A 21,987-nucleotide genomic window follows, 5' to 3' on the forward strand; every position below is an offset into this window, starting at 1 on the left:
CCTCCATACTTTCCTGGATTCTCTACATTCCTCCAACGTTTCGAGCGACTGGCGCTTTTAATGCCGCTCAGCAATGGACCTGTGATGTCCCAGATGGCTATGACGCCGTACCAGGTGTCGCGCTCTCTTCAGCGGAAGAGTGTGCGGAAGCTCTGCGCACAACGTAGTACCTCGGCCTCCTGCCGCTGATGGAGAATGGATTTCGAGAGTACCGCCCAGCTGTCGCAATCTGGCTCTCATTGCCGGAATTCCGACACCAAATGAAATCGCCTTAGGACCCGATCTCGCTTGATTGATTGGCATGCCGCGGCCATTGTCAGTGACCCGAAGGTTGAAATGCGTATCCGTAGCTTCCATTGTGACCTTCACCAGCGTCGCGCGGGCATGACGGAAGACGTTCGCAAGAGCTTCTTGAATAACTCTCAGCACGGCGCGCTGCCGCTCGTAGGATAACCTGTCAACTTCGGGCGCGATTTCGAGACTGGCCTTCAGTGAAGTACGCGCCGAAAATCCACCTACGAATTGTTCGATCGTATTCTTCAGGCCATCGGTTAGCAGATTCTGGGGATGCAGCAGGTAGGTAAAGGCACGGATTTCTCTCTGCGCCTGATCGATCGACGCATCAATATCATCGATGAGTTTCTCTGCGCCACCGTTATCTCTCATCGCGCGCCTCAACCGCATCACGCTCAAGCTGGCGGCAATCAAATGCTGGCAAGTCGAATCATGTAGATCGGATGCAATCCGCTGCTGCACCTCCTCCTGAAGCGATAACAGACGGAGCTCGAGTTCTGCTGCAGCCCGTCTTTTTGCCGTCCTGTCGAGAGCATCGACACTCGTCCGCTCTTCAATCGCCCGGTGGCTACCGACCAGCTTGACTATATTCCCGCTTTCGGAATCGCGGACGGGATTGATCGTCGTATCAAACTCGCGTCGGCGTCCGCCCAGGGTAAGGCGATGCCGGTAACGAACCGCCCTTCCCTTGGCCAGACATGCATCGCAGGAAGCGCAAATGGACTTCGCGTCCTCTTCGCTCATGCAGTCCTGGACTGCTCTTTCACTGCCGATTGAAATTCCGAGCGAGCGTTCGAAGGCCGGGTTCATGCTCTCGTAGAAAAACTGGCCGGCATCCGAAATCTGCATTCCGAAGAGATATTCCGGAGCATGTATCCAGTGGAGCTTGGGATACGCTGGTCGGGGACTCATCACAGTCTTGCCCCTGCATTTCCCAGATCGCGCGGCTGATCGAAGACTTCCTTGGGCAACGTTAGGTCTACGTCGCGTTCCGGGCTTGCTTAAGTAAATACCCTTCGGAAAACACTCGTCAAGTATATGTTTTCCTATCCAAATAACGTGAGCCCGTTTGGCACATTTCGTACATTCCAACTTTATTCGAGTTTTTCAGTTTTGCACGGCCACAATTAAAGATTGAACGCGATTTCAGTCACTTACCGCCCAGAATGGCTGCCACCCAAAAACACTCAAATTGCCTACCGCGGCCGAACCACCACGTGTTTTTGAACCGCTGCGGCCGAGGTCCGGGAAGAAACTCCAAACTAGTACTATGCACGCCCCGGTACATTTTCCGATAGCAGGCAGCTATCCGGTCGCCCCAAGGTGCTCGACGGAGGCGTGATGCAGAACTGCGACACGTTCGCCCGAGTGGCCGCCGCAGAAAGCCGTTCCGCCGACTTTCTTTGGCAAATGTTGCGGCTTTGCATTCCTGTTTCCAGCAAGAGGACCCAGACCAGACAGGACTCAAAGGAGGAGAATAGCGCTAGCCGACGAAGCGTAGCCGTTATACGCGCGGCCTCCTCACTCAAGGCCGGGGCAATCGGCAGGAACACTCAGTATATTTGCTGATGGCGGCGGGTCTTCGCTCAACCGAAGATACTTATCGGGATCGATCTGCAGCTCATAGGTCTTGCTATGCTTTCACGCTCCGGCAGGACGAAATTATGTCGATCGCTGATGACAGGGCTTGTTGCGATCGCACCGGCATTGTCGCTCGCAGCCTGTCAGAGAGAGACAGACACCGCAGCTCCGGCAGCCCGTCCAGTTCGGACCACAACTGTTGAGAAGCGCGAGGCTGGCGAGGCGCTGACATTTACCGGCCGTATCGAGGCTGAGGACGAAGTGAGCGTGGCGTTTCGGATTTCCGGACGGCTGCTGGAAAACAGCGGCAAGCTCGGGGACCGGGTGCAAGCCGGGCAAATCATGGCACGACTTGAACCACAAAACGAGTTGAACACACTGCGGCAGGCGCAGGCAGGTCTGGCGGCCGCCCAGGGGCAATTGACGCAAGCGCGCAATCATTACGAACGCCAGGAGACGCTTCTTGCGCAGGGATGGACGACGCGGGCCAACTTCGAGGTCGCGACACAGGCGCAACAAACCGCCCAATCGCAAGTCGATGCCGCCGAAGCCCAGCTGCGTACCGCACATGATTTGGTGAGTTTTACGGAACTCAAGGCCGACGCGCCGGGGACAATAACCGCGACAGGCCCCGGCGCGGGGGAAGTTGTTCAGGCGGGGCAAATGATCGCCAGGCTTGCACGGAAAGACGGTCGCGACGCGGTCTTCGACGTTCCGGCCCAGTTGCTTCGATCAGCACCCAGCGATCCCCAGATTACCGTCAGCCTGACGGACGATCCGGCAGTGACTGCGCAGGGGCGAATCCGCGAGGTCGCCGCTCAAGCCAATCCTGTAACCCGGACCTTCGAGGTCAAAGTCGGCTTGACTGACCCTCCACCAGCCATGCGGCTTGGGGCAACCGTCGTCGGACGCATGCGAACCGATGCCGTGCCGATCATCGATATTCCGGCAACGGCACTGACGAAGATCAATCAGCGACCTGCGGTATGGATTGTCGATCCATCGACCAAAACGGTTTCAATCCGGAACGTCGACGTCTTGCGCTTTGACCAGGCGCGGGTGGTCGTTTCGCAGGGGCTGGACACCGGCGAGGTCGTGGTCACTGCGGGCGTTCAGGCCCTTCACCCGGGCCAGAAAATTCGCCTGCTCGGGTTGGAGCCATGATCAATCTCTCCGAATGGGCGCTCAATCACCGCTCGCTCGTCGCCTACATCATGATCGTCGCCGTCATCGCAGGCGTCCTGTCCTATTTCCGACTTGGCCGCAGCGAGGATCCTACCTTCATCATCAAGACCATGGTCGTTCAAGCAGCCTGGCCGGGAGCAACCGTCGAAGAGACCCTCAAGCAGGTAACCGAGCGGCTTGAGCGCAAACTGCAGGAAACGCCTCATCTGGATTTTCTGCGCAGTTTCACGCGTGCCGGCGTTACGACAATCTTTGTCAACCTGAAGGGCAGCGCGAACGCAAAAGAGGTTTTGGACACCTGGTATCAGGTTCGCAAGAATGTCGGCGATATCCGTCACACGCTCCCGGCAGGAATTGTCGGGCCCGGCTTCAATGACGATTTCGGCGATACGTTCGGGATTATCTACGGCTTTACCAGCGACGGTTTCACGCATCGCGAACTGCGTGATCGTGTCGAGGAAATCCGCTCGAAGCTGCTTCTGGTGCCGGACGTATCAAAAATCGAATTGTTAGGGGCACAAGACGAGAGGATCTTCGTCGAATTCTCGATGAAGGAACTCGCCAGCCTGGGCATTGACCGGTCTGCACTCATCGCTGCGCTGCAAGCGCAAAACATCGTACGGCCAGCCGGCACGATTGAAACAGGTTATGAAAGTCTTTCGCTTCGGGTTTCAGGCGCATTTGCCTCGGAGCAGGATATCGCGAACACCAATTTCGTCGCTGGCGGACGCGTGCTCCGCCTCAGCGATATCGCGCGAGTACGGCGTGATTATTCCGATCCACCTCAGCCGCAATTTCGCATAAACGGCGAACCGGCCATCGGGCTTGCGATCGCGATGCGGGACGGCGGTGACATTCTTGCTCTCGGCGCAAACATCAAGCAACTGATGGCGCGGATCACCGCAGACTTACCTGTCGGCATCGAGCCGAAGCTCATTGCGGACCAAGCCGTCACCGTCGAAGGCGCCATCTCGGAATTCATGACGTCGCTGCTACAGGCGATCGCCATTATTCTCGTCGTGAGCTTCATCAGCCTCGGCGTCCGCCCCGGCTTGATCATCGCGCTTTCCATTCCGTTGACGCTGGCCATCGTCTTTCCGATCATGAAAATGGCGGGCATCGATATGCAGCGCATATCCCTCGGCGCGCTGATCATTGCCCTCGCATTGCTCGTCGACGACGCGATGACGACAACCGACGCCACACTCAATCGTTTGGCGGCGGGCGACGACAAGGTCGAGGCCGCGACATACGCGTTCCGGACCTACGCACTTGCCATGCTCGCGGGAACGCTGGTGACGATCGCAGGCTTCGTCCCTGTCGGCTTTGCGGCCAGTTCGGCCGGAGAATACACATTCTCGCTCTTCGCGGTGGTCGCCATCGCGCTGATCGTGTCATGGTTCGTTGCGGTGATCTTTGCGCCGCTGCTGGGTGTCATCATCCTTAAGCCACCGAGGGCCGCGGCGACCCGCGATCCCGGCAGGATTTTTCGATGGTATCGGAATTTCCTCACCTTCGCCATGCGAGCGAAATGGCTGACGATCTTCGTTTCGTTGGCGCTCTTCGTGGCGTCCTTTCTCGCGCTTCCGCTCATCCCTCGGCAGTTCTTTCCATCCTCGGATCGTCCGGAGCTGCTCGTTGACCTCAGTCTGCCGCAGAATGCGTCGATCTATGCCAGCGAAACCGCAGCGCAACGCCTCGATGCCGCTCTGAAGGGCGATCCGGATGTCGCGCGCTGGAGCACCTATGTGGGTCGCGGCGCCATTCGCTTCTACCTGCCTCTCAATGTTCAGTTGCCGAACAACTTCTTTTCCCAGGCGGTCATTGTTGCAAAGGACGTTGCGGCGCGCGAACGTCTTCGGCTGAAGCTGGAAAAGATCCTCTCTGACGAGTTTCCAAGCGCAATTTCGCGGGTCTACCCGCTTGAACTTGGGCCTCCGGTCGGATGGCCTGTACAATATCGTGTCAGTGGACCTGACACTGGTCAGGTGCGCGAGATCGCTCTCAAGCTTGCCCAGATCGTCGCGACCAACCCCAAGGCCGAAAAGGTCAACTTTGACTGGATAGAGCCCGCCCGCCAGGTGCGCATTCGTGTCGACCAGGATGAGGCGCGCCTGTTGGGCCTCAGCTCGCAGGCACTGGCCAGTGTTCTAAATACCGTAACCTCCGGCACCTCCGTTACCCAGGTGCGCGATGATATCTATCTGGTCGATGTCATCGCACGTGCGACAGATGAACAGCGTGTCTCACTTGCTACCCTACGCACCGTGCAAGTGCCGCTGCCGGGCGGGCGAACTGTTCCGCTCAGTCAGTTTGCGACCTTCGAATACGGGCAGGAATATCCCTTGATCTGGCGGCGCGACCGCGTTCCGACCCTGACGGTACAAGCCGACATCGTCGCGGGAGCCCTGCCGGAGACGCTAGTGAGCTCACTTTCGCCCGATGTGGAGGCCCTGACAAAGACGCTCCCTACAGGGTATCAAGTCGTCGTCGGCGGGACGGTCGAAGAAAGCAAGAAATCACAGGCCTCCGTCATCGCCGTCGTGCCGGTCATGTTGCTTATCATGCTCACTGTCCTCATGGTGCAGCTGCGGAGCTTCCAACGGTTGTTCCTGGTCCTTAGCGTAGCGCCGCTCGGCCTGATCGGTGTCGTCGCGGCGCTCTTGCTGTCTGGCAGGCCGCTGGGCTTCGTTGCCATTCTCGGCATCCTGGCGCTGCTGGGCATGATCACCAAGAATGCGGTGATCTTGATCGGCCAGATCGAGGCGGAGCGTTCCCAGGGAAAGAATGCCTGGGAAGCCGCCATCGATGCCAGCAGTTCCCGTTTCCGTCCGATCATGCTGACCGCGGTATCGACCGTCCTCGGCATGATCCCGATCGCTCCGACAGTTTTCTGGGGGCCGATGGCCTTTGCGATCATGGGCGGCCTGCTTGTCGCAACCATTTTAACACTGATCTTTCTGCCTACATTATATGTGACCTGGTTCAAGGGAACGGAATCGCCAGAGGCTTCTTCGAAGCCCGTATAGTCATGTAAATTGCGCGCAGCTTCGCGCCTTCATCGCGTCCAGATCGCGAGACCTCGGTACAGGAAACTACTCAATCCAAAGCCGTGGCGCTCTTGGCATTTTCGGTAAGGTGATTCCCCATCCTCGACCTAGTGATCCACCTGATATCGTGATGCGTTCCGACTATGCATCGTGCCAGCACCCAAAAAAACGGAGGCAATCATGCTGAACTCGAAAGCGCCATTCTCATTTTCACTGCTAGCCCCAACGCCAATGCGCACATCTATTCTCGCAGCGACCTTAATCGCGATGACGGCGGGCATGATACCCCTCGCTACGCCGGCAGACGCGCAAGGAGCAGAATGGTGCTCCAGAAGGAAAGGAAACACGAATTGTGCGTACGAGACCCGAGCGCAGTGCCAGGCGGCCGTCAGCGGAAGAGGCGGCACTTGCGTCCAACGCAAGCGCCGTTAGAGGGCTAATCATCAAAAAGCGCTGTTTGTGCATTTGATGTTCGACGCATGACGATCTCGCCTCCGAGTACCGCATGGCGCGACGCGGCCCGCCCCGTTCGCAGTCGCTACAACTTTGTCCAAGCCAGATTCTCAAAGATCGAAACCATAGGCCGGCCTCCTCCCAAGGGGCCGGCCCCTTCATTTGCGTTCGGCTGGATCGGTCCCTTCCAAGCCAGTGCAACCATCGCTTTCGGTAAGGGTGATTCCTCATCTGCACCTAGGTGATCACCCGATATCGTGATGCACTCTGACCATGCATTGTGCCGATACCCTAAAAAGGAGGCGATGATGCATAACCCGACGGCACGATTCGCATTTGTCCTGCTTGTTCCCGCGCTTCTCGCATTGTCAGTTTCCCAGGCGGCGGCGCAGAAGCAGCGGCAGTCGGCCGATGCGGCACGAGCAGAATGCTTCCGGCAAGCCAATGAGGCGGCAGCGGCTGTCAACTTAGCTAGCACTGGTGCAACTGCAGAGAGAAACGCAAGGGGTGTTTCGGCCTATCGCGACTGTGCAAGGCGAATGGGAATCCGTCCCTGATGCAGTGTTGTGATACGGCTGCAGCTCCGCTGGAGTTGCAGCCGATCCGGCTTTGCTCCGGGCCACAGTCGAATGACAACGATTTTTCAATTGCTGACGCCTACGCCAAGGCCGGAGTTCGCCAACTATCCTTGGTTTTGTCAGCGCTCGGCTGCATACCTCTGCACAAGGCAACTGTACCTCGAGCGCTGCCTCCTGATCCTCACCAGGTGATTTGGTGCCGATACGCCAGTGGGTGTGCGAAGCACCGCTGCCGGATCGGGCAATATGGAGGTCAGTAGGGTCATGAACTCATCGGAGGAGCAAAGCAGGCCCGCGGAGCCGCCCGTAAACGGTCCAGACACTCTTGGGAGTGCGATTTCCCGCGCTGCCGGATTTTTTGCTTTCTGGCTGGTGCTGACCGGCGCCGATGCTGGCGATCTCGCGGCCGGATTGGTGGCTGCTGTTACGGCAACATGGGCAAGTCTGCGCCTCATGCCGGCCGAGCAATGGCATGTAAATCCCATCACGCTTGCAAGGTTCGTGTTGCACTTTTTGCGTCAATCGATTGCCGCTGGAACGGATGTCGCGTTGCTCGCACTTCATCCTCGGCTGTCGCTCCGGCCGGGCTTCGTGGTCTATCAAGCGCGCCTCCGGCCGGGCACGCAGAGAAATGCGTTCTGCGCTGTCATGAGCTTGCTGCCGGGCACGCTTCCGTGCGGGCCCGTGGAAAGCAATGGCCTAACCATTCATTGTCTCGATGTGACGCAGCCGGTGGCCGAGCAACTGGCTGCGGAGGAAGCCCTGTACGTGCAGACACTCGGAGGAGCGCAGCGCAATGGCTAGCTTCCTGTTCGGAGCCGCGGGCTTCGTGCTGACTACGGTGGCGCTTGGTTTGGTCGTGATTTTTCGGCGCCCGGCCGAGGTTGACCACATGATGGCGGCGCAGCTACTGGGCACCGGCGGCGTCGCCATACTTCTCTTGCTGGCCGCGGCGACCGAGACACCGCCGATCGCGGACGTTGCGTTGCTGTTGGCGCTGTTTGCTGCGTTCGCGACCGTCGCGTTCGTGAGAAGCGCGTCCGGCCAGGAGAGCGAGGTCTAAGACAACGAGCAGCAGATGAACCTCGTGCTTGATATCTTCACCGTTTCCGCCGTCTCGGCGGGGGCGTTCTTCTTTTTGGCGGGAACGGTCGGTTTGCTCCGCTTCCCGGACTCGCTGACGCGCCTGCACGCCCTGACCAAGGTGGATAATCTTGGCCTTGGCCTTGTCGTTCTGGGCCTGTTGCCACAGGCGAACGGACCGTTCGGCGCGTTGAAGTTGGTGAGCATCTGGCTGCTGGTCCAGTTGTCCGGCGCGATTGCTACACAACTCATTGCAGGCGCGGTTCGACAACGCGGACCACATGGATGACCATCTCGTCTGCCTTCGATGTCGGTCTTGTCGTCCTGATCCTGGGGATCGGGGTATCGACGATCGCCGCGCGCGAAGCGTTCACAGCCGTTATCGGCTTCGTCGTCTACGGGTTGCTGTTGGCCATCGCCTGGGTCAGGCTCTCTGCGGTCGATGTCGCGCTGACGGAGGCGGCAATCGGCGGTGGAATGACTGGCATGTTGTTGCTCGGTGCGGTCGCACGCCTGCGCCTTGCCAAAGGCAACGACATCAGCGCCAGCCTGCCGGTGCGTTTCGCGGCGGGAGTAATGTGCGCGCTTGTCGCGGCGGGCCTTGCAATCGCCATCCTGTCTCCGCCCGAAGCTGTTCCCACACTCGCGCCTATGGTGATGGAGAATCTAGCGCAGAGCGGCCTCGGCAATCCTGTCGCCGGCGTTCTGTTCGTTTACCGCGCGCTCGACACACTGCTCGAGAAAGTAGTCCTGATACTCGCTTTGCTCGGCGTCTGGTCGTTGGCGCCGGACAGCGTGTGGGGCGGAATACCGGGACTGCGTATCTATGCACAGCCGAGCAGCACGTTGACTTTTCTCGCACAGCTTCTGCCACCGGTGGGAATCGTGGTGGCAATCTATATGTGCTGGGTCGGCGCGAAAGAACCGGGCGGCGCTTTTCAAGGTGGCACGGTCTTGGCCGCGATGTGGCTCCTTGTCATGATCGCAGGCCTGAAGACTGTGCCTTCGATCAGCCAGTCCTGGTTACGTCTCCTGCTCGTCGTCGGACCGGTGATTTTCCTTGCCATCGGACTCGCCGGGATGGTGCTGGCGAATGCCTTTCTTGATTATCCATCGGGCTACGCCAAACCGTTGATTGTCGCGGTCGAGGTCGCCTTGACGCTTTCGATCGGTGTGGCACTGGGCCTGCTGGCCGCGGGCCCGCCGGAACGGGTGCAACAACAATGAACGCCGCAACGTTGTTCGGGTTAAGTGGCGCAGCGCTGGTAGGCTTTGGATTGTACGGGCTCGTCACAAATCCCGAACCGCTACGCAAGATACTGGCATTCAACCTGCTGGGAAGCGGCGTATTTCTCGTGTTCGGCGTCGTGTCCAGGAGAGCCGCCGCTTCCGGTCTCGGGGGTGATCCAGTCCCGCAGGCGATGGTCATTACCGCAATCGTTGTTGCCTTCGCAGCTACGGCCATGGCTATCGCACTGGTGCTGCGACTTTTGCAGGAAACCGGCCGATCCACGCTCAACTCCGATAATCCTGGAGGCACAAATACGGACAGAGGCAACTCCTGATGCCGGACGCAAGCGTCTTGCCCGACGCGACAACGACAGATGGGGCTCTCCTTGTTCTGGCAATCGTATTGCCGGCCGCGGGCGTTCTGTTGTCGTTCGTCCTCGGCGGGCGGTACGCTCAAAGGATTGCTTCCGTTCTGCTGCCCTCCGGCTTCTTCCTTGCAACGATCATCTTCGCCGACGTGTGGCAAAGCGGCCACCGGCTGGTCTACATCGTTGGGGATTGGAAACCTCCGCTCGGGATTGCGTTGCGCGCCGACGGACTTTCGGCGGCGATGATGGTAGCAATGGCGATCGTGATTTGCGCGGTCGCCGTCTTTGCACACGCGGACTTCGGCACGCGCGCAGGGTCCGTCGAAGCCCGCGCGCCGTTCGCGTTCTGGATCCTGCTGATGGCGATCTGGGGGGCAATGAATCTGATCTTCCTGGGCGGGGATCTGTTCACGTTATATGTCGCGATCGAGCTCCTCACCTTCGCCGCGGTACCGCTGGTCTGTCTCGATGGCCGGGCGGAGACATTGCAGGCCGCGCTACGATACCTGCTCTTCGCCCTGCTCGGCTCGATCCTCTATTTGGCCGGAACGGCCTTGCTCTACGGCAGCTATGCAACGCTCGACATCGTCCTGCTCTCCCGCCGGGTTCATATGGAGCCCGCAACACTTGTTGCCGCCACGCTGATGACCATCGGCCTCTTCGCCAAGACCGCTCTCTTTCCCCTGCATCTATGGCTTCCGCCAGCCCATGCCGGTGCGCCGGCGGCCGCCAGCGCGGTTCTGTCGGCTGTGGTGGTGAAGGGATCGTTCTTCATCGTCGTGCGGCTCTGGTTCGACGTCATGCCAGGAATACTCGGTCCAGCCGGCGCGCAACTGTTCGGTGCGCTGGGCGCGGCGGCCATTGTATTCGGCAGCGTCGTCGCACTGCGACAGCAGCGACTGAAGCTCCTGATCGCCTATTCGACGGTCGCGCAGATAGGCTACCTGTTCCTGATGTTTCCGCTCGCCCTCGACACGGTCTCAGGGCAGCTCCAGGGCAGCGGCGCTTTGACCGGCGGCATGCTTCAGGCGATATCGCACGCGACCGCAAAGGCGGCCATGTTCATGGCGGCCGGGCTCATCTATGCCACGCTCGGACATGATCGCATCGCCGAGCTCGGAGGGATCGCACGGGCGATTCCCATGACCATCTTCGCGTTTGCGCTCGGTGGAGTGTCCCTGATCGGGTTGCCGCCAAGTGGCGGCTTTCTGGCGAAATGGCTGCTGCTCGGGGCAGCGGTCGAAACCGGTCAATGGTGGTGGGCAATCGTGATGCTCGCGGGCGGCCTCTTCACAAGCGGCTATATGTTCATCGTGCTATCGAGCGCAGTTGCGCCGTCGAGTGCGCCTCTCAAGCTCCGCGTCGCTGTGCCGAGATATCAGGAAGCAGCGGCGCTGGCGTTGGCGCTGACGTCGCTGTTGCTGGGTCTGGTCGCGCTCGGCCCTATCGATGTTCTCCAGGTTGGCCGCCCGGAGGCAATAATGGGCGGGTCGCGATGATTGGGCAAAGTACATTGCTGGCCAGCGTCTTCGTCGTGCCCCTCGGCATGCTGTTGGCATGCCTCTGGCCGCGGGCGCTGAACCGGATGCCTTCGTTGCTGGCGTTCGCCCCGATCCCGGCGCTGGCTGCGGTGCTGCTTGTCGCCTCTGATTCCTCGCTGGCTATAGGTTCGACACGCCTCCATTTGACCTTCGCCCTGGACCGTCCTGGAGCCATGCTGCTGGGCGTTTCGGCGCTGTTGTGGATCGCATCAGGTGCTTACGCTTCGCAGTATCTGCAGGGCCGGCCGAACCGCGGGCGATTCGTGGTGTGCTGGTTGATGACCCTGACCGGCTGCGTCGGCGTATTTCTGGCCGCCGACATGGTGGGCTTCTATTTTCTCCTCGCGCTGCTCACGCTCGGGGCCTGTGGCCTCGTCATCTACCACGAAACGCCCGGCGCATGGCGCGCCGGCGCGGTCTATATCGGGCTCGCCCTACTGGCCGAAGCCCTCCTGCTGATGGCCTTCGTGCTACTGGCGGCGCAAATCCCGGGCGATAGCCTGTTAATCCGCGACGCCGCGGCAGCGCTGCCGACCTCGCCCCAGCGCGATCTGATACTTGCCCTATTGATAGCCGGCCTCGGCATGAAGGCAGGCCTGGTGCCATTTCACTTCTGGATGCCACTGGCATATTCGGCGGCGCCGACGCCGGCTTCCGCTGTGCTGAGCGGTGCGGTCGTCAAGGCAAGCATCCTTGGAATGATCCGGTTTTTACCGCTCGAAACCGCGCTGCCCGACTGGGGCACGGCACTCGCCGCCGCAGGACTTTTTGCCGCGCTGTACGGCGTCGTGATCGGAATTACGCAACGCAATCCCACGGTCGTGCTGGCGTATTCAAGCGTGAGCCAGATGGGATTTATCGTCGCGATCATCGGGATGGGAATGCTGGCAGGGGACGGCCGCGCCGCATTGGCAGCGGCCTTCTATGCCGCGCACCACGTCCTGGTGAAAGGCGCGCTGTTCCTGTCCGTGGGCGTGATCGCCGCAACCGGCAGCCACCGGCTATGGCTGATGCTGCTGCCCTCGGCAATCATTGCGATCGGCCTCGGCGGCCTCCCGCTTACCGGCGGCGCATTGGCAAAATTCGTTGCCGACGAGCTGCTGGGGGACAGTACCGCGAGCGCAATTGCAACGCTGTCTGCGGTCGGCACGACCCTGCTGATGTTGCAGTTCTTGCGCAGCCTTGCGAAGTCGGCGTCGCAAGATCCGCAAGCGACGGCAGCCGCCGGACTTGTCTGGCCGTGGCTGGCGACCGCATTGGTTTCGCTCGTCGTGCCGTGGACGCTGTATCTGACGGTCCCGAGCGGAACTCTGCCCGACCCGCTTTCTCCTGCGGTGCTATGGAAAGCGCTTTGGCCAGTTCTGCTCGGTGCCGGGCTGGCAATTGCGCTGTGGCGTTGGTGGCGTTCGTTGCCACGCATTCCCAAGGGAGACATCATTGTGGCACTGGACGGCGGAATGCAGATGGCTGTCACGTGGGGCAAGGCGCTCGGACGAATGGACAGCGTTCTTCGTCAGTGGCCCACAGCCGGCGTGTCATTGCTTATGGTGACCATCGCGTTGGGTGCAGCGGTATTCGCGCGGTAAATTGCGCAGAATCGCCGGGCGAGCACCCTATCCCGGCTATCGGCAAGGAGCAGACGCGCCGCCGCGCGCTCCGCTTCAACTCTGCCGACGATTCGAGTCATCCGATGTGACGGGAGCTTCCGCGAAGGACTACACCCACCGCCAGCCGCAGCGGCAACGTCCAATCGGGGTATTCATCCGGAGAGGTCAGGGTTTTTTCCTATCAACTCGCGCGCAAGACATCGGCATCATATGACAGGTCGAGTTCGGCAGATCCTGCTTCGGTTTCCGTGAGTATACTATCATGCGGATTAATTGCGCACGACGACGGTACACGGCGCGCGGTTTCACTTTCCAGCTCATCTCCGTAATCACCCATCTGGTCTCGTTGGCGGGGGCGGCAATGTCCGGCATTCGCATGCGGACGATCGTATGCGTATTCCTGGCCGTTCTTTTCGGCGCGGCAACCGCGCAAGCGCGGCCGCCTTTTCGAGTCGGCGGGTTGACATGCAGCACCGGTCCCAGGGTCGGCCTGGTCCTGGGTTCACGGCAGGATATGCGATGTGTCTTCGTTGCGAGCGCAACGGGACAACAATACGTCTACACAGGAACTATCAGGCGCCTTGGCGTCGATATTGGTGTGACAAGAGGGGGAACGCTATTCTGGGCTGTTTTTGCGCGAAACAGCCAAATCGGCCGAGGCACGTTAAGGGGAAGTTACGTCGGCGCCAGCGCCAATGTTGCCGTTGGCCTGGGTCTGGGCGCCAAGGTGCTGATCGGCGGATCCCGCCGCACGATAACGTTGCAGCCGCTGTCGGTCGAAGGCCAGATCGGAGTTAATGTGGCGGTGGGCGTGGCGAATCTCACACTCCGATGACGAGTGCCTGGCTTTGGGCGTTGGACCAGCCGCAAGAATGCAGATCGGATCACCTATTGAATTGGCCGAACGCCGCTTTCCAAAGCGGGAATGCCCTCGCCGATCCGGTCAGTCATATACGGGAAGAACGGGTTTGACGATGCCCGCATCAGCGAGTCGAGGCTGGCGATCAGGACATTGCGTTCGCCTCGGGGCGCCAGGGTGCCGAGATTTTCTCCGAAATTCTCGGTCGGATCCGGCTCGGCCCCATACAGAGCGTCGCTGACCGGAAACGGCAACGCGACGTGTGACAGTGAATAGAACCCCCGCGGATACGATAACCCGAGGGGGCGCGACTTCTCGACGCCGCTGCCGGCCTCGGTAACGCGCTCGATCACATCGTCACTATCGTCTTTGGCGTTGGTAATGACTGTGAGGCGATAGCGTCGCGGACCGCTCGGTACGATACGCGCCAGTGCGGTGTCGGCGCTGGAGCGGAGCAAAGGGCCGAACTTGGCCGTGCGATTAACATCGAACAGCACCAACTCGTGGCCGTTCTCGGGAAGCTGCGCATAGAGCGCCGATACAATGGCCCGGGTGCTCACCGTGAAATCGATCAGCGATTGAAAGGTGAGGATCGGCGGCAACTGTCCTAGTTTACCTTCGCGGGCATAGCGAGCGATCCGCTCCTGCAGATCTCGAGTCAGACGATAGGATTGGCGCGCGCCGTTAACAGGAAACGAATTGTATTTGAACGGATTGAACTCGGGCACGATGCCGAGCCATGCTGCCTTGGCGAAGGCGGGCAAGATCGCCGGCAGGCCTGCCAGGCCGGCATAGCGTGCAGCGCGTGTGATACCGACCATCGGCGAAATCAATACCAGGCGGTCCGGCCGCGCCAACTTTTCGTCGCTGAGGGAATCGAGCGCATAGATCAAAGCTAACGCACCGCCATTGGAGAAGCCAACCAGATGCAACGGCGCGGACGGCTCGGTGCGGCTGCGTGCTTCGCGTACCGCCAGCCGCGTCGCCGCCATCCAGTCTTCCCACTCCACGTCGGTCAGGGCGGCCGGAACGGTGCCATGCGCCGGCATCCTCGGCACAACAGCCACAAAGCCGCGATCGCGATAGAAACCTGCGATATGGCGCTGACTGTAGGGAGAATCCGTCAGCCCATGCAGAAGCACGACAGCACCGACCGGCCTTCCCTTCGGCTCGAGCACAAAGGACCGATTGAAATCCTGCACAAAGTGCCCCGGATAGACCGGACTGCCCTCAAAATACCGATTGGCCGGCACACGATCGGCCGCATCGAGCTTCCGCGAAACCTCGCGCTGGACGTCGTCGAAGATCTTGGCCTCAGCCGCCAGATATTCCGTCCAATTGGCCGCATCGAGCTTTTCCCTGCTCAGTTCATGCGGAACATGGGTGTGCCAAGGTTCGAGTGGCAATCCCCTCTGCGTGTCATAGATGCGGACGGCAAAGAACGTCAGCAGGGACACGCAGAGCAACGCCCCCGTGATTTTCACATATTTGAATACTTTCGCTCGCATGATCGAAACTCTCCAACCGCGATGATGCTGTGGAAGACCGCCAGGAAGCAACCGGGAATGTCCCGCTGAGATCAGCTTCGCACCCGCACTCGCATCACTTTAGAAGGAGCGGAACATCGAACCCAGGGCAATAACCGCCACCGGGCGATGAGAGCGCTGACAATGCCAACCATGACAATATCGAGACAACTTTCGCGATGCGTCGAGCCACAAACGGCGAGCAGCGTCACGACAGCCGCATTGTGCGGCAAGCTGATGGGGCCAAACGCTTCGGATATCCGAAACTAAACCAGGGCGACCTTCCCTGTGGGAAGATCATATACTGCACCGACCACGCGGAGCTTCTTGTTGGCCACCATCTCCGCCAGAATCGGGGTTGCCTGTTCCAGTCGCTTCACATTATGGCGTACATTTGCAACAACCGCGCGCTGCTCAATATCCGGACCGGTTTTTTTCATTTCCTCTTCAATACCCGGTTTCATGGCCCGCACCAGATCCGCGATGTGCCCGGGCAAATCATTGCCTTTCTGAAGTGCCGCCACGGTGGCATTGACCGCACCACAACTGCTGTGGCCGAGCACCATGATCAACTTGGTGCCAAGCACTGCAGCACCAAATTCCAAACTCGCAAGACCCTCGGTCGTTACGAAATTGCCTGCAAGGCGCACAACAAACAGATCCCCTGGTCCTTGATCAAAAGCCAGCTCGGGTGCGACCCGCGAATCTGCGCAGCCTAAAATTGCTGCAAAGGGAGCCTGACCAAGCCCTCGGCTCGCGCGTCCAGCAGAGAAATCCCGTTCGCGCGGCTGGTTCGCCACGTAGCGCTCATTGCCTTCAGTCAATAGTTTCAACGCTGCATCCGGCGTGTCGGCGGCTGACACGGGCTGAGCTCGAGCAACACGCCCGACGAGAGGAAGCGTTGCGAGTGCAGCGCCGCCCAGCAGCAGCGACCGACGGTTGGGACCTGCTTGCGAACAAGAATCGCACATAAGATTTATCCTTCCCTATTTTCATTTTTCCCCATTGCCCTCCCCGCCTCCATTCGCTCCGCGCTTCCAAAACCCCATGCTTTAGCGGCGCCCGCCCATCAGGCGCAGCAGCATCATGAAAAGGTTGATGAAGTTGAGGTAGAGCGAAAGCGCGCCCATCACGGCCTTGCGGCCTGCCAAAGTGGCGTCATCGCCAGGATCGTACATCCCCCTGATCCGCTGGGTATCGTACGCCGTGAGGCCCGCAAAGACGCCAACGCCGATGATGGAAATCATCCAGTCCAGCCCGCTCGATCTCAGGAACATATTGACCAGGCTCGCGATAATGATGCCGATCAGACCCATGAACAGGAAAGTTCCGAATCCCGACAGGTTTCGCTGGGTGGTGTAGCCCCAGATGCTGAGCGCGCCGAAGGCCGCCGCCGAGATAAAGAACACTCGCGTGATCGAGGATTGCGTGTAGATGTGAAAAATGGTCGACAATGAAACCCCGACCAGGGCCGCATAGACGAAGAACAGCGCTCGCGCAGCTTCCGCTGACAACGTATTGATCCGGGCGCTGATAAAAAACACCAACCCCAGCGGCGCCAGTATGAACACCCACATCAGCGGATTCTGAAGTAATTCAGGGCCGGTGAACTGATAGGTAAGAAACGCGACAACGCCGGTGAGGCCAACACCCGCGGCCATGTAGTTGTAGACGCGCAGCATGTAAGCGCGCAGGCCGGCGTCTATCGCGATGGCGCCGTCGGCGGGAAGGCCGGAAGCAGCTACATTTCGATCGTAATCCGACATGGTCTTGTTCCTCCCTGATCCCGACGACCCGCTTCTCACCGAAGCCATAGGCCAAATCTGCCGATCAATCGGATTTCTGTTGTTGCTGGCGCAGCCGAATATTGCGCTCGCTCTTCCCTCGCGGCAACGCAGTCGTGTGCGGCCGTCGGCTGCGGACTCGATGCGACCTTTGCGGGCTGGCATTCCTGGCAGCAGTATCGTCCACGGCCGCGGTACGGACATCGTCCATGACAGTATCGGTGACCATTCTCAGACTGCGCTCAATGGAGGTGCTGGGTTTCGCGGCCGCGGCGAACGCCGCGCATATGACCACCGTCCCTACACCCGCTACCACAGTGAGGCGCTTCATGACCATTTCGCTCCCTTAGTCATTGGGGCTCCCTCCCGTCATGGCCTTTGCCTGATCGGGAAATGCGGCCTTCTTGCGCTCGGAGGCCGCTGGATGCGCATCGCCCCAATAGGACCAGAACGCCATGGCGAGCCCGACAAAGAATACCACGGCCAGAATCAAAAACAGCGCGGATTGCTTGACCCATGAGATCGCCGGAACCGCCAGCGCCAACGCAAGGCCGAGAAAGCCGATTTGAAGCGACACCAGGTGGACACCGGCGAGGAACGTACCTAGCGCCAGCAATATGAGAAGGACGAGACCGGTGGCCAGCGTAGGTAACACCTGCTGCACGCCCGAAAACAGCATGATGTTCATCGTCACGAGAACAGCCAGCCAATGCAGCGCCTGAGTCCACATCAGTCGAACGCGAGCCTGCTTGTCCTCGAGCTCCGACCATTGGGTAATGACGCATACGAGGCCCATCGCGATGGCCAAAAACTCCCAATAGCCGACAAGAGGCCGCTGCGAAATGTTGGTATAGGCCACGCCCCCGATTGCCAGCACGAGTATGGCGAGGAAGGGCAGCTGTCGGCGAACCAGCCTGATCGTACTGGCGCTATGATCCCCAGTATTGTGACCTGACGACGCATCAAGTTCAGTCATGAGCAATACAATTGCGGTATCTGCCCGTCTGTTCGCGGTCGTAGACCTGCACGCGTGTCTCCACGCCGCACCGACGATATTTCCGCGAGACTGCGCCACTGCCGCACCGCGCGGCATCAGATGATCACCTTAGTGGAGACCAGAAATTACCCTGAAAGACAAATGCTGCCGCCTGTGTTCTCCGCCTGAATGGACTCCTGCCGGAGCGGACGAGAGCGGCGATGCGCACGGCGTCAATGAGGTTCCCAAATCGGCGCGTCGGTGAACAGGCCGCCCTCGGCAAAACCGATGCCGTAGATGAGGACCACCCCGAAGGAGAAGCTGACCAGGCCCGATGCCACGCGGAGCCGCCAATTGAATTTCGGCAGATTGACAGCCGTGAACGCAAACGGCGCCGACAGGATCAGCGTGATCAGCATCATTCCGCCGATAGTGCCGAGCCCGAACAGCAGCAGATACCCGAGCGCGGCCACCGGTTCGCGGATGATCGACAGGATCATCAGGGCGACGGCAGCCGACCCTGCCAGGCCGTGCACGAGGCCGACCACGAAGGGTCGCAGCCAGTCATAGAGCGCAGTCCTACCGAGCCCGCTGCGGTCGAGCCGCGCCAGCGGCGTGTGCCCCTCGGCGTGCCCGTGCGCGCCGGGGCCGTGACCGTGCTGGTGCCGGAGCACGTAGTCGCCGTGCGTATGGAGGTGATCGTGGAGGTCGAGCTCCCGTCCGGCGGAGACGCCCGCATGCGCATGGGCGGCGCGGGCGACGCGGCCCATGCCTGTCAAGGTGAGAATGCCGAGCAGGACCAGCATGATGCCGACGGCGAATTCCATCGACATGCCGAGCCGCGGGGGAATGACGACCCCGAACACGATGATTGCCGTACCGACCGCCATGACCGTGACGGTGTGCCCGACGCCCCAGGCGGCCCCGATCAGCGCTGAGCCCGCAACGCTGCGCTCGCGGCTGACGATCGTCGCAATGGCGACCACGTGGTCGGCGTCGGTCGCATGCCGCATCCCGAGGAAGAAGCCGAGAAACAGGAAGGACACGACGTTCAGGGCGGCTCCGGTCATTGCGCACGTTTCGGGATGGCATCGAAGCCAAGGGCGCTTTCGCGCGGATAGCCCAAAACGGTACGTCCGCCCACGACGGCGGGTCCATCAGGGTAATTCCGATAGAAAGCCCGGGGAAAGCCCTGATTGACGCGTCCGGTTGTGGGGTACCTACTGCTGGGTAGCTGTCGTTGTACGGAGATCCTGACAACCGTTCCATGGGACGACAGCCAATCAGCTCAATCGTGCCCCTGCCTTCCCTGAGTAGAGCAAGGGCCCGGAGGATTGCATGCAGCTCACTCCGAGAGAGTTCGACAAGCTGCTTATCTACATGATGGCAGATGTCGCGTTAAAGCGAAGAGCCAAGGGCCTCAAGCTCAATTATCCCGAAGCCGTCGCTATCATATCAGCGGTCGCCCTTGATGGCGCGCGTGCCGGGAAAACAATCGAAGACGTAACCAAGGAGGCGCGCACCGTCCTGACCAAGGCCGATGTGATGGATGGCGTCGCCGATCTTATTCCGATGGTGCAGATCGAGGCGGTGTTCACCGACGGCAGCCGTTTGGTGACGGTTCACACGCCCGTCCAGTGAGTGCCTGACAGGAGGCTAACATGGCCGGACCAAAAGTGGGCCCCGCTGTTGCCGCAAACGTCGACCCGGCGACAAAGGACGTGCCGGTCGGCGGCTACGTGTGCAGTTCAGCGGCGATCACATTCGATGCCGATCGTCCGGTGACGACGCTCAAGGTGCGCAATGCGGGTGACCGCCCGATACAGGTCGGATCGCACTTCCATTTTTTCGAAGTCAATCGTGCGCTGGAATTCGATCGCGCGGCGGCCTTCGGGCTGCGCCTGAACATTCCATCATCGACGGCAACGCGGTTCGAGCCCGGTGACGAACGCGAGGTCCAGCTCGTTCCCTACGGAGGCAAACGCGCCGTCTACGGCTTTAACAATCTCGTCGATGGTCCTACCGCAGGCCAGGACGCCGCCACGGTCAAATCCAGGGCGGTGGCGCAGGCGGCCAAGCGAGGCTTCCGCTCGACATAAGGCGTGAGTTTGCGTCGAAAGACAAACCTTGAACGAGGGCCAGTATGCCTACCATGTCTCGGCAAGAATATGTCGGCCTCTTCGGTCCGACGACGGGTGATCGCATCCGATTGGGCGATACGGGCTTGTTCGTCGAAATTGAGCGCGATCTACGCGGCGGCTACGGCGACGAACTCGTCTTCGGCGGTGGCAAGAGCATGCGTGAGGGCATGGGCATGGACAACCAGGTGACGCGGGCGGGCGGCGCTCCTGACCTCGTGATCACCAACGTAACCGTGATCGACGCGGTGCTGGGCGTAGTGAAAGCGGATGTGGGGATCAGGGACGGCCGTATCAGCGCGATCGGCAAGGCCGGCAATCCGCAAACGATGGATCGCGTTACACCAGGCCTGGAGATTGGCCTGGCTACCGATGCTATCTCAGGCTCACATCTGATCCTGACGGCCGCCGGGATCGACACACACATTCATTTCATTTCTCCGCAGCAGGCTCAAGCGGCGCTCTCAAACGGCACTACGACATTGATCGGTGGCGGTACCGGTCCTTCGGACGGTTCCTACGCGACGACGGTGACATCGGGTCCCGGAAACATCCGCATGATGTTACGCGCGTTCGAAAACTGGCCGCTCAACGTCGGCATTCTCGGCAAGGGGCACGGACATGGCAAAGCGGCTCTGGTTGAACAGATCGAGGCGGGCGCTGTCGGCGTGAAATGTCACGAAGACTGGGGCACCACCCCCGCGGTGCTTCGGTCAGCGCTGACCGTCGCAGACGAGACGGACACTCAAGTGTGCATCCATACCGATACGCTGAACGAATCCGGCTTCGTCGATGATTCGATCGAGGCGTTTGAGGGACGAACGGTTCATTCGTTCCATACCGAAGGGTCCGGCGGCGGCCACGCGCCTGACATCATCAAGATCGCGGGCCTTCCCAACGTCTTGCCGTCTTCGACCAACCCCACGCTCCCCTACGGCATCAACTCGCAGGCGGAGCTCTATGACATGATCATGGTCTGTCACCACCTCAGCCCCGACATCCCGTCGGACGTTGCATTCACTGAAAGCCGCATCCGAGCTGAAACCATCGCCGCGGAAAACGTGCTTCAGGACCTCGGCGTCATCTCGATGTTCTCAAGCGATTCCCAGGCCATGGGACGCATCGGGGAATGCTGGCTGCGTTGCATCCAGACCGCCGATGCGATGAAGACCGGGCGCGGCAAGCTGCCGGAGGATGCCCTCGGCAACGATAATTTCCGGGTGCTGCGCTACGTCGCGAAGATCACCATCAACCCGGCGATCTCGCATGGTATTGCCGACGTGCTGGGCTCGGTCGAGGTCGGCAAGATCGCTGACCTCGTCCTGTGGGAGCCGGCGTTCTTCGGCGCCAAGCCCAAGATCATCATCAAGAACGGCTTTATCAGCTGGGCCGTGATGGGCGATCCCAACGCGTCGCTGCCGACGCCACAGCCCACCTACTATCGGCCCATGTTCGGTGCCTATGGTGATGCGCTGGCGGCCAATTGCATCACGTTCGTCTCCGGCGTCGCCCATGCTGCCGGGGTCAAGGAGCGACTGGGACTTCGCCGGCAGGTGATGCCGGTGCGAAACGTGCGCAAGATCGGCAAGCGCGATATGATCAGAAACGCCGGCACCCCGAAAATTGAAGTCAGTCCGGAAACTTTCGCGGTGACCGTCGACGGCAAGCACGCGACCGTGCAGCCGCTGACCACGGTCTCGCTAAACCAGAAGTATTTCTTCAGTTGAGGCGCTC

Annotated in this window: 21 protein-coding genes and 1 pseudogene; 14 read left to right on the forward strand and 8 right to left on the reverse strand. The window is 60.3% G+C overall.

Annotated elements, in window-relative coordinates; genetic code table 11:
* Positions 1-57 precede the first annotated feature (57 nt).
* Entirely contained in the window at positions 58-1,143 is a 1,086-nt protein-coding gene (locus V1283_RS16485; RefSeq protein ID WP_334387510.1) for a PAS domain-containing sensor histidine kinase, read from the reverse strand.
* An 828-nt stretch (positions 1,144-1,971) separates the two neighbouring features.
* Here V1283_RS16485 and V1283_RS16490 point away from each other — a divergent pair.
* The 11 genes from V1283_RS16490 (at position 1,972) to V1283_RS16540 (ending at position 13,805) form a co-directional block, all read left to right on the forward strand.
* A complete protein-coding gene (locus V1283_RS16490; RefSeq protein WP_334387511.1) occupies positions 1,972-3,039 on the forward strand; it encodes an efflux RND transporter periplasmic adaptor subunit in 1,068 nt (355 codons plus the stop codon).
* Positions 3,036-6,089: an efflux RND transporter permease subunit gene (locus tag V1283_RS16495; protein ID WP_334387512.1), complete on the forward strand. Its 3,054-nt coding sequence runs from the start codon at positions 3,036-3,038 to the stop codon at positions 6,087-6,089. The genes V1283_RS16490 and V1283_RS16495 overlap by 4 nt, the downstream gene beginning before the upstream one ends.
* Before the next feature lie 252 nt (positions 6,090-6,341).
* Positions 6,342-6,542, forward strand: a complete 201-nt coding sequence (locus V1283_RS16500; protein ID WP_334393085.1) for a DUF3551 domain-containing protein — start codon at positions 6,342-6,344, stop codon at positions 6,540-6,542.
* 863 nt (positions 6,543-7,405) lie between these two features.
* On the forward strand, positions 7,406-7,945 hold the full coding sequence (locus V1283_RS16505; protein ID WP_334387513.1) for a Na+/H+ antiporter subunit E: 540 nt from the start codon (positions 7,406-7,408) through the stop codon (positions 7,943-7,945).
* Positions 7,938-8,204 (forward strand): monovalent cation/H+ antiporter complex subunit F, encoded by a 267-nt coding sequence (locus V1283_RS16510; protein ID WP_334387514.1) that lies wholly within the window; start codon positions 7,938-7,940, stop codon positions 8,202-8,204. Before V1283_RS16505 ends, V1283_RS16510 begins: the two co-directional genes overlap by 8 nt.
* Before the next feature lie 15 nt (positions 8,205-8,219).
* Positions 8,220-8,513, forward strand: coding sequence for a monovalent cation/H(+) antiporter subunit G (locus V1283_RS16515; protein ID WP_334387515.1), 294 nt, complete (start codon positions 8,220-8,222; stop codon positions 8,511-8,513).
* Complete coding sequence (locus V1283_RS16520) at positions 8,510-9,451, forward strand: MnhB domain-containing protein (RefSeq protein ID WP_334387516.1); 942 nt, start codon at positions 8,510-8,512, stop codon at positions 9,449-9,451. Before V1283_RS16515 ends, V1283_RS16520 begins: the two co-directional genes overlap by 4 nt.
* Entirely contained in the window at positions 9,448-9,789 is a 342-nt protein-coding gene (locus V1283_RS16525) for an NADH-quinone oxidoreductase subunit K (protein WP_334387517.1), read from the forward strand. Before V1283_RS16520 ends, V1283_RS16525 begins: the two co-directional genes overlap by 4 nt.
* On the forward strand, positions 9,789-11,321 hold the full coding sequence (locus V1283_RS16530) for a complex I subunit 5 family protein (protein WP_334387518.1): 1,533 nt from the start codon (positions 9,789-9,791) through the stop codon (positions 11,319-11,321). The genes V1283_RS16525 and V1283_RS16530 overlap by 1 nt, the downstream gene beginning before the upstream one ends.
* Before the next feature lie 320 nt (positions 11,322-11,641).
* Positions 11,642-12,949 carry a proton-conducting transporter transmembrane domain-containing protein gene (locus V1283_RS16535; protein WP_334387519.1) on the forward strand — a complete coding sequence of 436 codons (1,308 nt, stop codon included), beginning with the start codon at positions 11,642-11,644 and terminating at the stop codon, positions 12,947-12,949.
* Between the two features lie 382 nt (positions 12,950-13,331).
* A complete protein-coding gene (locus tag V1283_RS16540) occupies positions 13,332-13,805 on the forward strand; it encodes a DUF992 domain-containing protein (RefSeq protein WP_334387520.1) in 474 nt (157 codons plus the stop codon).
* A 53-nt stretch (positions 13,806-13,858) separates the two neighbouring features.
* On the opposite strand, the gene V1283_RS16545 is transcribed toward V1283_RS16540, so the two are convergent.
* The 7 genes and pseudogenes from V1283_RS16545 to V1283_RS16580 all read right to left on the reverse strand — a co-directional run bounded on the left by V1283_RS16545 (position 13,859) and on the right by V1283_RS16580 (position 19,185).
* Positions 13,859-15,337, reverse strand: coding sequence for an alpha/beta hydrolase (locus tag V1283_RS16545; RefSeq protein WP_442895753.1), 1,479 nt, complete (start codon positions 15,335-15,337; stop codon positions 13,859-13,861).
* 99 nt (positions 15,338-15,436) lie between these two features.
* A pseudogene (locus V1283_RS16555) lies at positions 15,437-15,591 on the reverse strand (GntP family permease); the annotation flags it as partial.
* Between the two features lie 30 nt (positions 15,592-15,621).
* Positions 15,622-16,326 carry a carbonic anhydrase gene (locus tag V1283_RS16560; protein ID WP_334387521.1) on the reverse strand — a complete coding sequence of 235 codons (705 nt, stop codon included), beginning with the start codon at positions 16,324-16,326 and terminating at the stop codon, positions 15,622-15,624.
* An 81-nt stretch (positions 16,327-16,407) separates the two neighbouring features.
* Entirely contained in the window at positions 16,408-17,121 is a 714-nt protein-coding gene (locus V1283_RS16565) for a Bax inhibitor-1/YccA family protein (protein WP_334387522.1), read from the reverse strand.
* Positions 17,122-17,185: 64 nt separating this feature from the next.
* The gene (locus V1283_RS16570) at positions 17,186-17,470 is read right to left on the reverse strand and encodes a hypothetical protein (protein WP_334387523.1); all 285 of its coding nucleotides are present in this window, start codon (positions 17,468-17,470) and stop codon (positions 17,186-17,188) included.
* A 15-nt stretch (positions 17,471-17,485) separates the two neighbouring features.
* Positions 17,486-18,232, reverse strand: coding sequence for a hypothetical protein (locus V1283_RS16575; RefSeq protein WP_334387524.1), 747 nt, complete (start codon positions 18,230-18,232; stop codon positions 17,486-17,488).
* A 116-nt stretch (positions 18,233-18,348) separates the two neighbouring features.
* Positions 18,349-19,185 carry a hypothetical protein gene (locus V1283_RS16580; protein WP_334387525.1) on the reverse strand — a complete coding sequence of 279 codons (837 nt, stop codon included), beginning with the start codon at positions 19,183-19,185 and terminating at the stop codon, positions 18,349-18,351.
* Positions 19,186-19,453: 268 nt separating this feature from the next.
* Between V1283_RS16580 and V1283_RS16585 the strand changes: the two genes are divergently transcribed.
* From V1283_RS16585 to V1283_RS16595, 3 genes are read left to right on the forward strand one after another with little or no spacing between them, the layout of a single operon-like run.
* Positions 19,454-19,756: an urease subunit gamma gene (locus V1283_RS16585; RefSeq protein ID WP_334387526.1), complete on the forward strand. Its 303-nt coding sequence runs from the start codon at positions 19,454-19,456 to the stop codon at positions 19,754-19,756.
* A 20-nt stretch (positions 19,757-19,776) separates the two neighbouring features.
* The gene (locus tag V1283_RS16590) at positions 19,777-20,214 is read left to right on the forward strand and encodes an urease subunit beta (protein ID WP_334387527.1); all 438 of its coding nucleotides are present in this window, start codon (positions 19,777-19,779) and stop codon (positions 20,212-20,214) included.
* Positions 20,215-20,258: 44 nt separating this feature from the next.
* A complete protein-coding gene (locus V1283_RS16595; protein ID WP_334387528.1) occupies positions 20,259-21,980 on the forward strand; it encodes an urease subunit alpha in 1,722 nt (573 codons plus the stop codon).
* Positions 21,981-21,987 lie beyond the last annotated feature (7 nt).

The sequence above is a fragment of the Bradyrhizobium sp. AZCC 2262 genome, assembly GCF_036924535.1.
Taxonomy (GTDB): Bacteria; Pseudomonadota; Alphaproteobacteria; order Rhizobiales; family Xanthobacteraceae; genus Bradyrhizobium.

What these genes read in the sequence shown, in the direction of transcription:
- V1283_RS16490 (WP_334387511.1), top strand. Translation starts at nt 1,972, where the DNA reads ATGACAGGGCTTGTTGCGATCGCACCGGCATTGTCGCTCGCAGCCTGT.
- V1283_RS16495 (WP_334387512.1), top strand. Translation starts at nt 3,036, where the DNA reads ATGATCAATCTCTCCGAATGGGCGCTCAATCACCGCTCGCTCGTCGCC.
- V1283_RS16590 (WP_334387527.1), top strand. Translation starts at nt 19,777, where the DNA reads ATGGCCGGACCAAAAGTGGGCCCCGCTGTTGCCGCAAACGTCGACCCG.
- V1283_RS16525 (WP_334387517.1), top strand. Translation starts at nt 9,448, where the DNA reads ATGAACGCCGCAACGTTGTTCGGGTTAAGTGGCGCAGCGCTGGTAGGC.
- V1283_RS16485 (WP_334387510.1), bottom strand. Translation starts at nt 1,143, where the DNA reads ATGCAGATTTCGGATGCCGGCCAGTTTTTCTACGAGAGCATGAACCCG.
- V1283_RS16545 (WP_442895753.1), bottom strand. Translation starts at nt 15,337, where the DNA reads ATGCGAGCGAAAGTATTCAAATATGTGAAAATCACGGGGGCGTTGCTC.
- V1283_RS16575 (WP_334387524.1), bottom strand. Translation starts at nt 18,232, where the DNA reads ATGCCGCGCGGTGCGGCAGTGGCGCAGTCTCGCGGAAATATCGTCGGT.
- V1283_RS16570 (WP_334387523.1), bottom strand. Translation starts at nt 17,470, where the DNA reads ATGAAGCGCCTCACTGTGGTAGCGGGTGTAGGGACGGTGGTCATATGC.
- V1283_RS16585 (WP_334387526.1), top strand. Translation starts at nt 19,454, where the DNA reads ATGCAGCTCACTCCGAGAGAGTTCGACAAGCTGCTTATCTACATGATG.
- V1283_RS16520 (WP_334387516.1), top strand. Translation starts at nt 8,510, where the DNA reads ATGACCATCTCGTCTGCCTTCGATGTCGGTCTTGTCGTCCTGATCCTG.
- V1283_RS16510 (WP_334387514.1), top strand. Translation starts at nt 7,938, where the DNA reads ATGGCTAGCTTCCTGTTCGGAGCCGCGGGCTTCGTGCTGACTACGGTG.
- V1283_RS16535 (WP_334387519.1), top strand. Translation starts at nt 11,642, where the DNA reads ATGACCCTGACCGGCTGCGTCGGCGTATTTCTGGCCGCCGACATGGTG.
- V1283_RS16580 (WP_334387525.1), bottom strand. Translation starts at nt 19,185, where the DNA reads ATGACCGGAGCCGCCCTGAACGTCGTGTCCTTCCTGTTTCTCGGCTTC.
- V1283_RS16560 (WP_334387521.1), bottom strand. Translation starts at nt 16,326, where the DNA reads ATGTGCGATTCTTGTTCGCAAGCAGGTCCCAACCGTCGGTCGCTGCTG.
- V1283_RS16540 (WP_334387520.1), top strand. Translation starts at nt 13,332, where the DNA reads ATGTCCGGCATTCGCATGCGGACGATCGTATGCGTATTCCTGGCCGTT.
- V1283_RS16565 (WP_334387522.1), bottom strand. Translation starts at nt 17,121, where the DNA reads ATGTCGGATTACGATCGAAATGTAGCTGCTTCCGGCCTTCCCGCCGAC.
- V1283_RS16530 (WP_334387518.1), top strand. Translation starts at nt 9,789, where the DNA reads ATGCCGGACGCAAGCGTCTTGCCCGACGCGACAACGACAGATGGGGCT.
- V1283_RS16515 (WP_334387515.1), top strand. Translation starts at nt 8,220, where the DNA reads ATGAACCTCGTGCTTGATATCTTCACCGTTTCCGCCGTCTCGGCGGGG.
- V1283_RS16500 (WP_334393085.1), top strand. Translation starts at nt 6,342, where the DNA reads ATGCGCACATCTATTCTCGCAGCGACCTTAATCGCGATGACGGCGGGC.
- V1283_RS16505 (WP_334387513.1), top strand. Translation starts at nt 7,406, where the DNA reads ATGAACTCATCGGAGGAGCAAAGCAGGCCCGCGGAGCCGCCCGTAAAC.
- V1283_RS16595 (WP_334387528.1), top strand. Translation starts at nt 20,259, where the DNA reads ATGCCTACCATGTCTCGGCAAGAATATGTCGGCCTCTTCGGTCCGACG.